At 74.2% G+C, this 14,672-nt stretch carries 16 protein-coding genes; 5 read left to right on the top strand and 11 right to left on the bottom strand.

Translation table 11 applies throughout. The annotated features are described in order from the left end of the window. Positions 1 to 98 precede the first annotated feature (98 nt). Positions 99 to 296 carry a hypothetical protein gene (locus E0L36_RS20420; RefSeq protein WP_180930565.1) on the top strand — a complete coding sequence of 66 codons (198 nt, stop codon included), beginning with the start codon at positions 99 to 101 and terminating at the stop codon, positions 294 to 296. 854 nt (positions 297 to 1,150) lie between these two features. Here the strand turns inward: E0L36_RS20420 and E0L36_RS20415 are convergent. The 9 genes from E0L36_RS20415 to E0L36_RS27870 all read right to left on the bottom strand — a co-directional run bounded on the left by E0L36_RS20415 (position 1,151) and on the right by E0L36_RS27870 (position 9,413). After that, a complete protein-coding gene (locus E0L36_RS20415) occupies positions 1,151 to 1,573 on the bottom strand; it encodes a Fur family transcriptional regulator (protein ID WP_180930564.1) in 423 nt (140 codons plus the stop codon). A gap of 61 nt (positions 1,574 to 1,634) precedes the next feature. Next, on the bottom strand, positions 1,635 to 2,687 hold the full coding sequence (locus E0L36_RS20410) for a LuxR C-terminal-related transcriptional regulator (RefSeq protein WP_180930563.1): 1,053 nt from the start codon (positions 2,685 to 2,687) through the stop codon (positions 1,635 to 1,637). 48 nt (positions 2,688 to 2,735) lie between these two features. Continuing rightward, positions 2,736 to 3,566 carry a class I SAM-dependent methyltransferase gene (locus E0L36_RS20405; RefSeq protein WP_180930562.1) on the bottom strand — a complete coding sequence of 277 codons (831 nt, stop codon included), beginning with the start codon at positions 3,564 to 3,566 and terminating at the stop codon, positions 2,736 to 2,738. Positions 3,567 to 4,120: 554 nt separating this feature from the next. Continuing rightward, positions 4,121 to 4,606, bottom strand: coding sequence for a GNAT family N-acetyltransferase (locus E0L36_RS20400; protein ID WP_180930561.1), 486 nt, complete (start codon positions 4,604 to 4,606; stop codon positions 4,121 to 4,123). Positions 4,607 to 4,727: 121 nt separating this feature from the next. Beyond that, entirely contained in the window at positions 4,728 to 5,648 is a 921-nt protein-coding gene (locus E0L36_RS20395) for a M56 family metallopeptidase (protein ID WP_180930560.1), read from the bottom strand. Beyond that, entirely contained in the window at positions 5,645 to 6,019 is a 375-nt protein-coding gene (locus E0L36_RS20390) for a BlaI/MecI/CopY family transcriptional regulator (RefSeq protein ID WP_180930559.1), read from the bottom strand. Before E0L36_RS20390 ends, E0L36_RS20395 begins: the two co-directional genes overlap by 4 nt. Positions 6,020 to 6,188: 169 nt before the next feature. Beyond that, entirely contained in the window at positions 6,189 to 6,470 is a 282-nt protein-coding gene (locus E0L36_RS20385) for a metal-sensitive transcriptional regulator (protein WP_180930558.1), read from the bottom strand. Positions 6,471 to 6,750: 280 nt separating this feature from the next. Then, positions 6,751 to 7,038: a heavy-metal-associated domain-containing protein gene (locus E0L36_RS20380; RefSeq protein ID WP_180930557.1), complete on the bottom strand. Its 288-nt coding sequence runs from the start codon at positions 7,036 to 7,038 to the stop codon at positions 6,751 to 6,753. A gap of 890 nt (positions 7,039 to 7,928) precedes the next feature. Then, positions 7,929 to 9,413, bottom strand: a complete 1,485-nt coding sequence (locus tag E0L36_RS27870) for a DUF3027 domain-containing protein (RefSeq protein WP_374705564.1) — start codon at positions 9,411 to 9,413, stop codon at positions 7,929 to 7,931. 717 nt (positions 9,414 to 10,130) lie between these two features. Here E0L36_RS27870 and E0L36_RS20365 point away from each other — a divergent pair. The 3 genes from E0L36_RS20365 to E0L36_RS20355 are packed head-to-tail and all read left to right on the top strand — an operon-like array spanning position 10,131 to position 12,455. Beyond that, entirely contained in the window at positions 10,131 to 10,685 is a 555-nt protein-coding gene (locus tag E0L36_RS20365; protein WP_258016347.1) for a DUF2771 domain-containing protein, read from the top strand. Positions 10,686 to 10,692: 7 nt separating this feature from the next. Further along, positions 10,693 to 11,598 (top strand): futalosine hydrolase, encoded by a 906-nt coding sequence (gene mqnB / locus E0L36_RS20360; RefSeq protein WP_180930556.1) that lies wholly within the window; start codon positions 10,693 to 10,695, stop codon positions 11,596 to 11,598. Beyond that, positions 11,595 to 12,455, top strand: coding sequence for a 1,4-dihydroxy-6-naphthoate synthase (locus E0L36_RS20355; RefSeq protein WP_180930555.1), 861 nt, complete (start codon positions 11,595 to 11,597; stop codon positions 12,453 to 12,455). The genes mqnB and E0L36_RS20355 overlap by 4 nt, the downstream gene beginning before the upstream one ends. Positions 12,456 to 12,593: 138 nt before the next feature. Here E0L36_RS20355 and E0L36_RS28310 read toward each other — a convergent pair whose 3' ends face one another. Continuing rightward, the gene (locus tag E0L36_RS28310; RefSeq protein ID WP_180930554.1) at positions 12,594 to 12,977 is read right to left on the bottom strand and encodes a cold-shock protein; all 384 of its coding nucleotides are present in this window, start codon (positions 12,975 to 12,977) and stop codon (positions 12,594 to 12,596) included. Between the two features lie 217 nt (positions 12,978 to 13,194). Between E0L36_RS28310 and E0L36_RS20345 the strand changes: the two genes are divergently transcribed. Then, a complete protein-coding gene (locus E0L36_RS20345) occupies positions 13,195 to 13,494 on the top strand; it encodes a hypothetical protein (protein WP_180930553.1) in 300 nt (99 codons plus the stop codon). 32 nt (positions 13,495 to 13,526) lie between these two features. On the opposite strand, the gene E0L36_RS20340 is transcribed toward E0L36_RS20345, so the two are convergent. After that, entirely contained in the window at positions 13,527 to 14,345 is an 819-nt protein-coding gene (locus E0L36_RS20340) for an HAD family hydrolase (RefSeq protein WP_219636843.1), read from the bottom strand. Positions 14,346 to 14,672: the final 327 nt, after the last annotated feature.

The following is a 14,672-nucleotide window of genomic DNA, read 5'->3' as shown; positions in this document are numbered from 1 at the left end:
GGACGCACTGGGAGATTATTTAAATGTCTTCCCCACCGCCCCCGGCGGCACGGGGGCGGGGAAGACACAGAAATTCCCATTCGCATCCTGGAGGAATCATGTTCGCAGCCACCCGCAGCACCGGCATTCTCCCCGTCATCCGCCGTGGCGCCGTGGTCGCGGCCCTGTGCACCGCCGCCCTCGTCCCCGCCGTCGCGGGCGGCCTCCCGGGCGGTGGCCAGGGCGTCGGCGTCGAGGCCGCCGGCGACCCCAGCAGCGAGTGGCCCATCGCCCCCACCTCGGGCGTCCGCGCCTGAACCACCCGCACAGCGCGACTCACGGCGTCTCCGGGAACCCCCCGGGGGCGCCGCGCCGCTGTGTGGGCACCCCGCCCCGGCGGCTCCTCCCGCCCCGCCCGGCACAGCCCGCGAGAGCCCCCGTTCCCGAACTCACCGACACGACCCCGCACACCGGGGCGTCGGAGAGCGGGAAACCACGGGACGACAACCCCCACCCCCTTGCGTGAAGACGCCATGGCGTGAATTCCCCAGCCCAGTAATTCCCCGGAACGATATCCGGCGACCCCTCGGCGGTGGCGTACACCCGCACCGGAAAAACCGGCACACCACCGAACCGGCAGCCATTCCAGGGAAGTTGACGAATGAACCACCCAGAAATTCGACGCCATTCCCCGGCTCCCACGCCCCCACGGCCCCTCCCACCCACCACCGCCCCGCCCGATGATCCGGCGCCCGGTCCCGCTCCACCCCGGGATCCGCCCAACGCCTCCCGCTCCTCCGCCTCCTGGCACCCGGACGAGCCCGGTGGCGACTTCCCACGCCCCAATGCCCCCCCGGCGGACGCCCCGTTGGCGTACGGGCGCCACGGCGCTCCGGCGTACGGGACCAGCCGGCGGAACCGGCGGAGGGCGACGAGGACGGACCACGCGCGCAACCGGCGGACGGACCCGGCGGGCGGGAAGGGGAGGCGTGGGCACGGCGTGAGAGGTGGCTGCGTCCGAACTCGCGGTCACGGGGGGCGCGTTGGACCGACGACAGGGAGAGCCCGGAGGGGGTGGGTCGGCCCGAGGGCGGGGCGCGTCCGGAGGAAGACGGGCTCGGAGGGAGGCACGTCCGGAGGGAGACGGCTTCGGAGGGAGGTGGGGCGGGGCTCAGGCGCAGTCGGGGCAGCGACCCTTGAGGATGACCTCCACGCTCTCCTGCCGCCAGCCAGCGGGCGCCGCACCCCGGGGCTCCGGCTCGGCGAGGTCCACGTTGGCCACCCGGCCGCAGCCCGTGCACAGCGCGTGCTGGTGCGGTTCCGTCGCCAGCTCGAACACCGCGGGCCTGCCCGGTCGTTCGAACTTGGTGACCAGACCGGTCTCCAGGAAGTGCCGCAGCATGTCGTAGACCGCCTGGCTGGTCAGGGTGCCGAGGCGGTCGCGGGCGGCCGTCGTCAGCGCCTCGACGTCCAGGTGCTCACCGGAGGCAAGTACGTGCAGCACCTCCAGGCGCGGGCCGGTGACCCGCAGCCCCGCGTCTCTCAGCTGCTGGATCGCCGCCGCCCGCTCGGCCGTGATCGCGTCGCCTGCCATGTCCCCGCCGTCTGGTGTGACCAAAGGTTTGCCCGCATCGTAACCGGATCCGGGCGAACGGTCAGTCGAGCCAGCCCAGGCGGGCCGCTCGGACCCCGGCCTCGAAACGGCTGGAGGCGCCCAGCTCCTGCATCAGCTCGGACACCAGCCGGCTCACCGTGCGGACCGAGACCCCCAGGCTGCGGGCGATCCGCTCGTCCTTCACCCCGGAGGCCAGCATGCGCAGCGCCGCCTGCTGCTGCTCGGAGAGGCCGTCCCCGCCCCGCTCGGGATGGGCCTGCTCGCCGTACGGCGTCGCGGTGTGCCAGCAGTACTCGTACAGCGCGGCGTAGGAGCGCACCAGCGCCGAGCCCCGGGCGTGCACCGCGCCCTCCGACGGGTCCTCCGGGTTGACGGGCAACAGCGCGTACTGCTGGTCGGCGAGGATCATGTTCATCGGGACGACGGGCGCGAGCCGCAGCTCCACACCGATCTCGGCCTTCCGCCGGAAGTACTCCACCTGCTCGGGGACGGTGGTGAAGCGCTGGTTGTAGATGGCGCGCACCCGCACCCCGTTGTCCAGCAGCCGCTGGTCCCGCTTGAGGACCCGCTCGGGGAACTCCCGTTGCAGCGCGGTCGGATGCATGGACGCCTGCTCGTGCTGGACGACCTCCGAGATGTCCTCCAGCGCCTGCTGGATGCGCCGGTAGTCGGTGAAGACCTCGACTTCGGCGTCAGAGCGCTCACTTCGCACCCGCAGGAACCGCTCGGCCAGCACCTCCAGGGTGCCGTAGACCTGTTCCGACTCGCTGAGGTGCTCGCGCAGCCGCACCCGCTGCCGCTCGACCAGCCGCAGCAGCGCGATCTCCGGGTCGATGGCGGTGATGCCGTCCGTCTGCTGCTCGGACCGCTCGCCGGACTCGACGGCGAGCCTGCTGTCATGGGTGGCGCCGGTGGGGACGATCAGACCGAGTTCGAGTAACTCCGAACGGCAGCGGTCGCGGTGGTCGGGGGTGAGGTCGAGTCCCGTGGCCAACTCGTCGAAACTGGAGGCGCCGCGTTGGCGGAGTTCGCGGTAGAGCGCCAGCGTCAGGTCAGCGGAGTGCGCGTCGGATTTGCCACTGGCTTTCGCCACAGCGGTGTGACCCCCCTCGCCATCGCCTGCGCGCCCCCGCCCACCATGTCACGAATGTGAGCTGAGCTCCCGGGCCTTGATCGCAGTGTGACGTGTATCACTCTCACTCTGGCACACCAGCAGCACACTGCGCGCACCCTGCCCCAGCGGCTGCTCCCGGCGTTCCGCGATCCGGAGTCCCGCCGCGCTCAGTTCGGCGGTGACGTCCCGCGCCCGCACGAGCCACTTCTCGGTCGAGTGGGCGAACTCCCAGAGCCTGCCGTGCGCCAGCCGCTCCCCCCGGTAGAAGACGCGCTCCCGCTCTCCCGGAACGTCGAACGCCTGCCGCGCGACGACGCGTTCGGCCACGCCGTCGAACCGGGGCACCTGGAACGTGCAGCCACGGTAGGGGCGTTCGGCCAGGGCGGACGGCTCGTGGTCAGTGAAGTCGAAGGCCAGCAGGCCCCCTTCGGCGAGATGCCCGGCCACCTCACGCAGCAGCCCGAACCGCACTCCCGGCGGTACGGCACTGATCACCGCACCGGCCAGCAGCGCCAGCCGGTAGGGACGGCGCAGCCGCAGCGCCGTGAGATCCGCGCGCGTGGTGGTCACCCGCTCCCGGACGCGCGGGCCACCGCGCGCCGCCCAGGCACGCAGCCGCTCCAGACTCCGTTCGTCGGCGTCGACGGCCTCCACCGTGAAGCCGTGCCGGGCGAGCGGAACCGTCAACCGGCCGCCACCGCTGCCGAGATCGAGCACCGGCCCGCCGGTGGCGCGGGCCAGACCCAGGTACTCCACGATGTCCGCGCTGTAGGGGCCGAGCAGCGCGTCGTGCAGCCAGACGCCGTCCTCGTCGTGCGGGGCGACCGACTCCAGGCCCGGCAGGCGGTCGTCCGCCACGCGGGTCGCCCGCCGGGACGGAAGGACCGGGCCAGGCGCGGTGGATACCGGAGTTCCGGTCCGTGCGTACATCGCTCCTCCAGGGGCTCGGTGGTCCTTGCCGTCCGAGCGCGCCCCGTGCCGCCGGGGCCCGCTGCTGAAAATCGTGGCTCGACTTCCGGCCAACTGCCTACCGTTGCCCACTGCGTATCCACGCCATCGCGTGGATACGCCAGCACAACCGCCAGTTCGGCCCCCGTCCCGACGTACGGTCCCAACGCCCGGGCAGCGTACGGAGGGTGGCGGCGCCCGTATAGAGGGCATGACGGGGACCGCGTGCGGGTCCGAGCGTCGGCCGGTGCGGCGACGCGGCAACCCGCCGTCGTGTACCTGCTGTTGGGGAGACCCGCCGAACGGCGGCGGCCGGACGGGTAGTCGGCGTGACGGGACGAACCCCCGGGACGGCCCTCCGGGACGAACCCCAGGACGGCCCTCCGGGGCGGACGGCCCCGGAACGGGCCCCGGGTGGGGGCCGGTCAGAGGGATCAACCAGCGGCGGCGGTCAGCGGGGGCGGTCAGAGGGGGCGGGCGAGCCGCGTTCCGGAGCCGGTGAAGCCCCGCGCGGTGAGGAACGGCAGCCCCGGAGCGTCCACCCGCTCGGCGGGACAGGGCAGCGAGATGGCCTGGCTCACCGCCCCGTGGTCGCGCTGCCGTTCCGAGAGCGCGGTCAGCAGACTGCTCCCGACACCTTCCCTGCGGCGCTCCAGCGCGACACCCAGCGCGTAGACCTCGCCCTGTGTCGGGGAGGGGACCCCACCGGCACCCACGCCGACGACGGTCCTGCCGTCAGCGGCGACCAGCCAGCCGAGCCATCCGGGGGCACCCCCCGGAATTCCCACCTCAGCTTTTATGCGTTCCAGCGAGCAGTGGGTGTGGAGCAATTGGCTGAGCGTGTCGGCGTCGACGAGTCCGGAGTAGCTACCGCGCAGGGAATCGGCGAGCAGCCAGGAGATCGTGGATGCGTCGGCTGGGGTGGCCGACCGCACCTCCACCTGGCACATACGGCTTCTCCCTCGCTCGCGGACACTCACTTCTGAACACCCCGAGAATAGCGGGGAATTACCCTTCCGGAACCAGTGCGCGCATTTACGAAATTACTTAGTACGTCAGTAGCCGAAATCCCTACGGAGCGGAGCAGCAGACGCCCACGGCGAACGTCAGGAGATACAGCGCGCCAGCCGCCGAGGTCAGCCCACGCAGCGCGGGCCAGACGCGGCGGTGCGGCGTGAGGATGCGGCGCACCCGCAGCGCCGCCGAGGCGCCCCCGGCGGCGAAGGCCACGCGCGGCAGCTCGGTGACCGCGAGGGTGAACAGCGCGGTCGCCAGGCAGGCACGGGAGCAGCTGCGCAGCGCACGGTCGTCCGCCGCCATCTCCAGCAGCAACGGCACGTTGGCGCGCAGGCGCCGGGCGAGCGGCAGCCAACGAAAAACGGCGGCGAACCCTTCCGCCGCCGCCACCGGCACGTGGTGCCGCCCCGCGACATGTGCCCGTTCGTGTTCCAGGACCGACCTCAACTGCCAGTCGGTCAGGCTGTGTAACGCCCCGGTCGTGGCAACCACCTGGGGAGCGCGGCCCGGTAGGCAGTAGACCGCCGGGACCGCGTGGTCCACCACCGTGATCCCCCAGTCGCTGTTCCAACTCCCCACCAGCCGCAGCCGGTCGGCGTGCCGCCCACGCTTGCGTCGGGCGAGGAACAGTTCCCGCGCGAAGGAGAGCAGCGGCACGCTCATCAGCGAGACCCCCAGACCGAGCGCCACCCAGTCGGCGGTACTGAGCACCAACTCGCCGCCGACCGTGTCCTGTTCGCTCCAGGGGAGGCAGGTGCCGAGCCAGTCGGCGAACCAGTGGCTGGTCCGCGGCGACAGCAGCCACTGCACGGCGACCATGCTGACCGAGAAGGTGAACAGCAGTCCGAGAGCACCCCACATCGCCACCGCGAGCCGTGGTGCCTGCGCGGGCCACCGGGCCCGCACCAGCAGTACGGGCAACACGAAGCCCGTCGTCAACGCGACTCCCAGCGGCGGCAGTACGTGGTGGGTCACGGGCACTCCTCGTCCCTCCCGCCCACCGAGCGGAGCGCCGCGTGCAGCGCCTCCACGTCCTCCCGGGGCATGTGCTCGACGAAGCGGAGTAGCGCCGCCTGGCGGTCCTCTATCCCGCCGAGCGCCTCCCGCATCAGCTCCGCCGTGTAGTCCTCCCGGCTGTGCTCCGTCTCGTACACCCAGGCCCTGCGCACCTTCACCCGGCGCAACAGCCCTTTGCGGTGCAGGATGTCGGCCACCGTCATCACAGTGGTGTAGGCGACGGCGCGGGTGCGGTTTATGTCGTCGACGATCTCGCGCACCGTCGCGGGGCGCCGCCACGTCCACAGCCGGTCCATGATCTCGGCTTCCAGGTCGCCCAGTCGCCGCACGGCCCCTCCCCTTCCCGGCCTCTCGGTGCCCGCCGCCACACGAGATGTGCCACATCGTACGGTGCGCCGCCGCGCGGGCGGCCGGTCATCCAACTCCCCCGCGACGGGCGGTCCCACTCCTGTCCCGGCGCGCGGCCCACGCCGCGCCCCGGGAGTGGCGCGTTCGCGCTCAGGAGCGCACCAGCCGGGCGATCGCCCGCGACGCCTCGTCCACCTTCGTCTTCGCGTCCGCCCCGCCGTTCACGATCGCCTCCGTCACACAGCACGAGAGGTGCTCGTCCAGCAGCGAGACCGCGCAGGACTGAAGTGCCGCGTTGGTGGCGGCGATCTGCGTCAGCACGTCGACGCAGTACGTGTCCCGCTCGACCATCCGCTGAAGTCCGCGTACCTGGCCCTCGATGCGGCGCAGTCGCCGCAGGGCGTCGTCCTTGTGCTCCACGTACCCGCTCATGGCCGCCCCACCTCACCCGCGGGCCGCTCGGCGGGACAACGGGGATAACCGCGAACTCGCGAGGTGGGGCCGCCGGTTGGCGCGGGGCGCTGGTGCGCCGGGCACGGCCGGGGCGGGACCTCCGTCGGTGGGCACGGTCCCCACGGGGTCGGGTGGTGCGGCCGGTCGGGCCGTCACAGTCGTCATCACAGCTCCTTGGACCAGAAGGGACCGCGAGGGTCCGGAAGGCTCCAACAGGGGGAGGCGCGGGGCCGGTTGGCGGCCCCGCGCCGGGGGACGGTCAGGCGCGGCCCACGAAGGTGTAACCGGCCTCGTCGATGGTGCGCTCGATGAGCGCGTCGTCCGGGTCGCCCGCCGTGGTTACGGTGAACCGGCCCGTACCGACGCCCACTTCGGTACCGAGGACGGAGTCGAGTTCGCTGAGCGCCTTGGTGACCACCCCCTGGCAGTGGGGGCTGTTGACGCCCTCCAAGCGGTACTCGGTGACCTGGCCCTCGGCCACGGTGGTCGTGGCGGTGCCGCTCTCGCCCGTGTGGCAGCTTCCGTCGGGGGTGCAGCAGTCGGACATGACCTCTCCTCGCTCTGTGGTACGTGATACCCCTCCGGGGTACCCCTCGTTGAGCACGAGCATATACCCCCCACCCGTATGTAAGGCAAGTGGTCGGACCGGCGCGCCCCGGTTCACCCCGCCTCGCCACCCCCATCCGCCCAGCCCGCCCCACCCACGACGGAGCCACCGCGTCCCCACCCGCACCACGCCCACACGGAGACCGTGGTGAAGGAAGGAGGAGCGGGCGGGGACGAGGCTGACGGACGTGCCAGGCGCCAACGCCCGTACGCGCAGGGGACGTTGGACGAACGGGAAGGCACACGGACACCCGCCCACGCGGCCACCCGGTCACGCGGCACGGGACAGCGGACACGCCGGACGGGACAACAGACGCGCCGGTCGGGACAGCGGACACGTCAGCGGGGCACGGACGTGGCCCGGCACGTCAGCGGACGGCGAAGCGCGGGGCGGGCGCGAACCGGGAGCACCGCCCGGGTGAGGTCACCGGGAGGGAAGCCGGGCAGCCGGAGAGCCGGGGCCGCCGGACCCCCGGGGGGGTATCGAGACCCGGGGCGAACCGACGCCGGGAGGGGACGACGCCCCGGGAGGGGGCGACGGCCGGGAAGGGGCAACGCCCGGGCACGGATCGGAGACAGCTCAGCGCGGCACGGAAGCGGCGCGGCGCGGACGTGAAGGAGGCGGCCGGAGGGGGCTGTTGGGGCCCGGCGGCGAGGCGGGACCTGGACCGTGGTGACGGGATGGTGGGGCCGAAGGGGCTGGAACCCGGGGGGATCGATCCGGGGATCCGGGGGGCTCCGGAGATCCGGGGATCCGGAGAGCAGGGAGAGGGCGGGCGGAAAGGGTGGGCGGAGGGCCGGGCTGCGGTGCGCCCGGCCCTCCGCTCCGGGCTAGCTACCGCGCGAGGGGCGCTTGCCGCCGTTCCGGGCGCGCGTCCGGCCGCTCCGGCTCCTGCCGCCGCGCGAACCGCCGGACCCGGAACCACCGCCGGAACCGGAGCCGGACCTGGACCTGGCTCGGGAGCCCTTGCCGTTGGCCGAACCGGCCGTCGTCTCGGGGGTGTTGTCCGCGCCCGCTCCGCCCCCGGTGGTGTCCGGCGGGCCGTCACCGCCGCCCGCCGATCCGTCCCCGGCGCCGGAGGACGCCGACTCAGCGGTCCCCGGGGCCCCGCCGGACGCCTCGGCCTGGGCTGACGCCGGGGGCTCGGCCTCCGCGTCGGCGTGCAGCGGCAGTTCGTCCATCATCGTCTCGTCCAGCACGGGCGGCGGAGGCTGCGGGGGTTTCGGCATGACCGCCGCCTCGGAGTGGCCGCCGCAGCCGAACGACAGCGAGACCACATGGCCGTCGGCCGGGCTGAACTCGTTCGCGCAGACGCCGAACGCCTGCCGCAGGGACCCCGCGAGAGGGATCAGGAAACCGCAGCTCACACAGGCCGCGGGGGCGGACTGCGCCATCGGGGTCGCCGGCCCGTAGGCGTCCTCCCAGCGGTCCGCCGAGGTGTGCAGACCGTAGCGGGAGAGCACCCGGCTACGGCCCATGCCCAGCTCCCGCGCGACCGCCTCGATGCTGCCGCGCGAGGGCGGGTCGGCCAGCGGCTCCTCCGGGCCGCGCGCCTCCGCCGCGACCGCCGTGCCGCCCCCGGCGGCCGGGAGCGCCTCGGCGGGCCCCGTGGCCTCGGCGGCCTCGGGAGCCTCCGGTGCGGGCGCGGCGCCCTCCTCCGGAGAGACGCCCTCCGCCGGTGGGACGCGTTCGGTCTCCGGGGAGACGCGTTCGGCGCGGGCGTCGGCCGCGGCACGGGCCGCGCGACGGCGGCGCTCGGCGTGCCGTCCGGCGGCCTCGCGGCACTCCTCCGCCTCGGGCAGCGCCGAGTTGGGCGGCGGGTCGTCCTCGCCGGAGATGCCGGGCTCCAGGCGGAGGTCGTCCGCCTCGGTGGGCAACAGGTCGCCCGGGCCCATGTCGCCGGGGCGCAGGCGCTCGCTCCAGGGGACCCACTCGGGGGCGAGCAGCGCCCCGGTGCCCGGCAGCAGCACCGTCTCGTCCAGGGTGACGACCTTGGCGCGGGAGGCGCGGGCCACCGTGGCCGCCCAGCGCCAGCCGCGGTAGCCGGGCTCACGGCACGCGAAGAAGTGGGTCACGACGCGCTCGGCGTCCGCCACCGCCTCGATGTACTCCCCGACGGCGTCCGGCCCGGCCAGCTCCTCCAGGCCCTCGCGGGCGAGGTCGACCGCCTCCGCGCACAGCTTGTCGGGGGCGCGGCGGGCACGGGTGCGACCGCGCGGCGGGGCGGCGGGTGAGCCGCCCTCCGGACCGTCCGCCGCGTCTCGCGCGGGCGAGTCCTTCGCGCTCCGCGCGGAGCGTCGCGTCGCGGCACTCATACAGCACTCATCAAGAATCGTCTCTCCTACGCCGTCGCGCCGATATCGGCGTGCGCTGGCCGTACGGCGGCCGAGGGAGGGCGGAGAGAGGACGGAGCGGGACCGGGGAGCCGCTGCGACGTCCGCGCCCGCGCCGAGGGCCGTGTGGAGCGCACCGCGTACCCACGCTACCCCACGGTTTCCCGGGCTGGCCTCCGGGACGGTCCGGTCGACGGAGCCGTGACCGGCGCCTCCCGGTCGGCCGGAGGGCACGACGCCGCACGTGGCGGCGGGTGGGCCGGGATGCTCCGGGCGCGTCCCGGGGCGGTGTCCGTACGAGGGGGAGGCGACGCGCGGGGCGCCCCGTACCCGTACGGCCAGCCTGTGCGGCCGCGCCGGGCGGGCCCGGCGGTTGACGTGCCGGGGACCGCTTGCGCGGGGGAGTCCGGACCGGCGAACGGGTCGACGGAAGGGTCGGTGGTCTCGTCACTCCGGACCGGCGAACGGGTCGACGGGGTGCGCGGGGCAGTCGACGGGCGGGCTCGGCGAACGGGTCGCTCCGGAGTCGGTGATCTCGCCGGTCCGGGCGGTCGGCGAACCTGGCGGGAGGCGCGCGGGGCACGGGGAGTTCGGGCCGCCGGGGGTGCTCCGTACGGTGCGCGGGCGGCGGTCCGCCGCCCGGCGCGGCACGCCGCACCCCCGCGTCACCTGAGCGGAACCGCCCGGTAGCCTGCCCGCATGAGCATCGCGACGCGGCGCAGCCGCACGTTGTCCCAGCCGCGCCGGTCCGTACGGGGTGTACGGAGCGTGCGCACCGCCACAGCCGTGGGTGCCGTGTCGCTCGGCCTGCTCGCGCTCTCCGCCTGCGACAAGCCGACGCCCGTCTCCACGGTGACCGTCGGCAGCGACAGCGCCTCCGTGGAGGCGGCCTGTTACGACGACGGCGGGACGGTGCTGACGCTCAGCAAGTCCAAGGAGTCCCAGCAGGAGCTGCGCGACTGCCTGGAGAAGGACGGCGGGAAGCTCACCGCGAGCACCACGGACAAGGTGCGGGTCGGCGTGGAGCCGGGCACCGCCGACTCCGGCTGGCTGCTCTTCGTCGACGGCGCCCCGCTGGAGGCCCCGACGAAGAAGAGCTACCGCAGCTTCGACGCGAAGGAGCTGCTGGAGCGCACGGACCCGACGAGCGGTCAGTCGCTGCCGAAGAAGGAGGCCACCATCAGCGTGGTCCAGGCGGACGGCACCAAGATCGAGGGCGTCTGGAACGTGACGCTCAAGAACGACGACGCCTGAGGACGCGGTGACGCCACCGGTCCCCGTTCCGCCGAGGATCCTGGTCGTCACCGCCGTGGAGGCGGAGCGCGACGCCGTCACCGGCGCCGTGCCCGCGCCGCCCGCTGAACGGGCCCTGCCCGGCGGCGCGTTGCTGCACCGCGTTCCCCTCTCTCCCGTCTCTCCTGACGCGTCCGGCCCCGACGCGCCGGGTTCCGGAGCGGCCGGGACGCTGGACGTGCTGGCCGGCGGGGTCGGCCCGGCGGCCGCCGCCTCGGCCGCCGCCACCGCGCTGACCGCCGCCGCGCTCGGCGGCCACCCGTACGCGCTGGTCGTCTCGGCGGGCATCGGCGGCGGGTTCCCCGACCCCGCCGCGACGACGGGCGAGCCGCGCGGCGAGCGCGGGGCACAGGTCACGGACGGGGCGCCGGACGCGGGCGAGGTGCCGGTGGTCCTAGCGGACGAGATCGTGGCCGCGGACCTCGGGGCGGCGACCGGCGACGGGTTCCTGCCGGTCACGGAACTCGGCTTCGGCACCGACACGCACCGTCCCCCGGCACCGCTGGTGCGGGCCGCCGCGGCGGCGGTCGGCGCGCGGTGCGGCGGCGTCCTCACCGTCTCCACCGTCACCGGCAGCGCGGAGCGCGCCGCCGAACTCGCCGCCCGTCACCCGCGCGCCGCCGCCGAGGCGATGGAGGGCTTCGGGGTGGCGGAGGCGGCGGCGGCCCACGGAGTGCCGGTGCTGGAGCTGCGCACCGTCTCCAACCCGGTCGGCCCCCGGGACCGCGCCGCCTGGCGCGTCGGGGCCGCGCTGACGACCCTCACCACCGCGTTCCGGAACCTGCTCGCCGCCCCGCTGCCGCTGCCCACCGGCACCGGCGGGCCGTCCGGCGCCGCCGGTGCGCACCCCGCAGAGAGGAAGCCCACGCCGTGACCAGCCCGCTGTCCGTCGCGTTCTCGCCGTGCCCCAACGACACCTTCGTCTTCGACGCCTGGGTGCACGGGCGGGTGCCGGGCGCCACGCCCCCCGAGGTGACGTTCGCGGATATCAACCTCACCAACACCATGGCCGAGCGCGGCGAACTCGACGTGCTGAAGATCTCCTACGCCGCGCTGCCCTGGGTGCTCGGCGAGCGGGACCGCTACGCGCTGCTGCCCTGCGGCGGCGCGCTCGGCCGTGGCTGCGGCCCGCTGGTGCTGACCCGCGAGCCCGGCACGGCGGCCGGGCTCGGCGGCCGGACCGTGGCGGTGCCCAGCGAACGCTCCACCGCCTACCTGCTGTTCCGGCTGTGGGCCGCGGACACGGTGCCCGGCGGGGTGGGCCGGGTCGTGGTCTTGCCGTTCGACGAGATCATGCCCGCGGTGCGGGACGGCCGGGTGGACGCCGGACTGGTCATCCACGAGGCCCGCTTCACCTACCAGCGGTACGGGCTGCACCAGCTGGCCGACATGGGGGAGCACTGGGAGGCGGTCACCGGGCTGCCCATCCCGCTCGGCGCCATCGTCGCCCGCCGCTCCCTCGGTGCCGACGCCCTGACCGGTCTGGCCGGCACCCTCCGCGCCTCGGTCCGCGCCGCCTGGTACGCCCCGGAGACGACCCGGCCCTACGTGCGGGCCCACGCGCAGGAGATGGACCCGGAGGTCGCGGAGCGGCATATCGCGCTCTACGTCAACGAGTTCACCGAGAACCTGGGCGACGAGGGCTACGCCGCGGTCCGGACGCTGCTCGACCGCGCCGCCGAGCAGGAGCTGGTGCCGCCGGTGCCGCCGGCCGCCCTCGCCTTCCCCTGAGCGGCCGGGGCCGGACGGCCCGGGCACTCGGACCTCACCCGGTGTGCAGCCGTCTCCCGGTACGCGGCAGACCTCACCCGGTACGCAGACGTCTCCCGGTGTCAGCCGTCTCCAGGTCGCGCGGCCGTCCCCGGCTGCTCAGACGTCCAGCTGGTCGGCTACGGCGCGGAGCATTCCGGCGATCTTCCGGCCGTGCTGCTTGTCCGGATAGCGGCCGCGCTCCAGCGACTGCGAGACCCCGTCCAGCAGGGTCGTCAGGTCCTGCACGATGGAGGCCAGCTCGTCGGGCTTCCTGCGCTGCGCGGCCGCGACCGAGGGGGCCGGGTCCAGCAGCGCGACCGAGAGCGCCTGGTCCCCCCGCTGCCCAGCCACCACGCCGAACTCGACCCGCTGGCCGGGTTTGAGCGCGTCAACACCATCGGGGAGCACCGACGAGTGGACGAAGACGTCTCCGCCGTCGTCACGGGAGAGAAAGCCGAAGCCCTTCTCACTGTTGAACCACTTGACCTTGCCGGTAGGCACGTCTGTCCTCGTCCTCGAACTCGTCCGGATAGCCCGGGCTGCGGCTGCTGGAAAAAATGAACCGTGCGGATACGTCGGGGCTGGCGCCGATTCCCCGAAAAAAAGCGTTGAGCGGGGGTGATACCCGCTCTCACCCAGGTTAATAGCCGAATGCGCCGTGACAAGATGCCACCGACTGGTTCCCCCGCGCACTTGCTCACCGACCTACCCTGGGCGTGTGAACGCTGAAACTCCCACCCCCGGTGATCTTCTCGTGCGGGTCGGCGGCATCGTCTTCGCGCTGGGTGCCCTGGCGACCGTGGTCACGGTCGCCCCGCTCTTCCTCGGCACCGAGCCCTTCCCGGCCCCCGCCTACTTCGTCTGCATGCTGATGGGGCTCGGCTTCGCGCTCGCCGGTGCCGGGCTGCTGCGCTCGATGCTCGTCCAGCGCCGCGCGGTGGCCGCCGCCGCGAGCGCGACAGGTACGACGGACACCCCCGCCTCCACCGCGCCCACCCCCGGGGCGCCGTCCGCATAGCGGACACCGCGCGGCGGGTGGGCGCGGGCGGGTCAGTTCGGGCGGGGGAAGCCGAGCGACCCGGCGTACGAGACGAGCCAGGCGGGGAACGCCGTGAGGTCCGGCAGCACCACGTCGGCGCCCGCCGCGCGCAGCACCTCCGCCTCGCAGGGCCCGGTCGCCACCCCGACGGACAGCGCCCCGGCGGCCTTCGCCCCGCGCACGTCCCCGGTGTGGTCGCCGACGTAGACGGCGGCCCCGTGGTCCCGCAGCGCCTCCGCCTTGGCCTCCGCCCACAGCCAGCCGATCACCGCGTCCGGCTCGATGCCGAGGTACGTCAGGTGCTGACGGGCGTTCGGCTCGTGCTTCGCGGTGACGACGATCGCGCGGCCGCCCGGTGTCGCGGCGCGCACCGCCCGTAGGGCCTCGCGGGCGCCGGGCATCGCCAGGGTGGGGGCGATGGCGTGTTCCTCGTACAGCTCCCGGTAGCGCTGGGCGATCTCCGCGACCTGGCCCTCGGGGAACCAGTGCGCCAACTCCTCCTCCAGCGGCGGGCCCAGCCGGGTGATGGCGAGGTCGGCGTCGATGTGGGTGCCGGTGCGGGCGGCGAGGACCTCGTAGGCGGCCTTGATCCCGGGCCGGGAGTCGATGAGCGTCATGTCGAGGTCGAAGCCGACGACCAGGCCCGGGCGGGCCGGATCCGGCGGGGCCGGGGCGCCGGAGGCCGGGGCGGTCGTGTCGGTCGCGTCGGAGCGGCCGCGACCGGACGGACCGACGGGACCGGACGGACCGACGGGGCTGGCGAACGGCACGGATATGCCCGAATCCGCCTGGGAGCCGGGGGAATCCGTGGGATTCGATGGTGCAGACATGTACCCATTCTGCCGCCCCTGCGGCATAGGCTTAGGTCTGCCTAACCTAAGGTGTCCGAGCTGCTGGGATGGCGGATTCCCTCCGTCGACCGGCGGCCGGTCCGCTCACGGCCACCGCACTCCCCGCGCTGGTCACCGCCCCCGCAGCCGCGTGAGGTACGAGATGTCCGCCGCACCACCACCGCCGGATCCGGCCACCCCGCCGGACGGCGGCACCGGAGGCGAGGGGCCCGCCGCGACGCCCGCCGCCGGTACCACGGCACGACTTCCGCGTCCGACGTCCGCTGCCGGTACGCCGGATCCGGTCGCCCATCCACCCGCGCCCCC

Source organism: Streptomyces sp. AJS327 (assembly GCF_013450295.1).
GTDB lineage: Bacteria > Actinomycetota > Actinomycetes > Streptomycetales > Streptomycetaceae > Streptomyces.
This window is presented reverse-complemented; position numbering and strand designations above follow the sequence as displayed.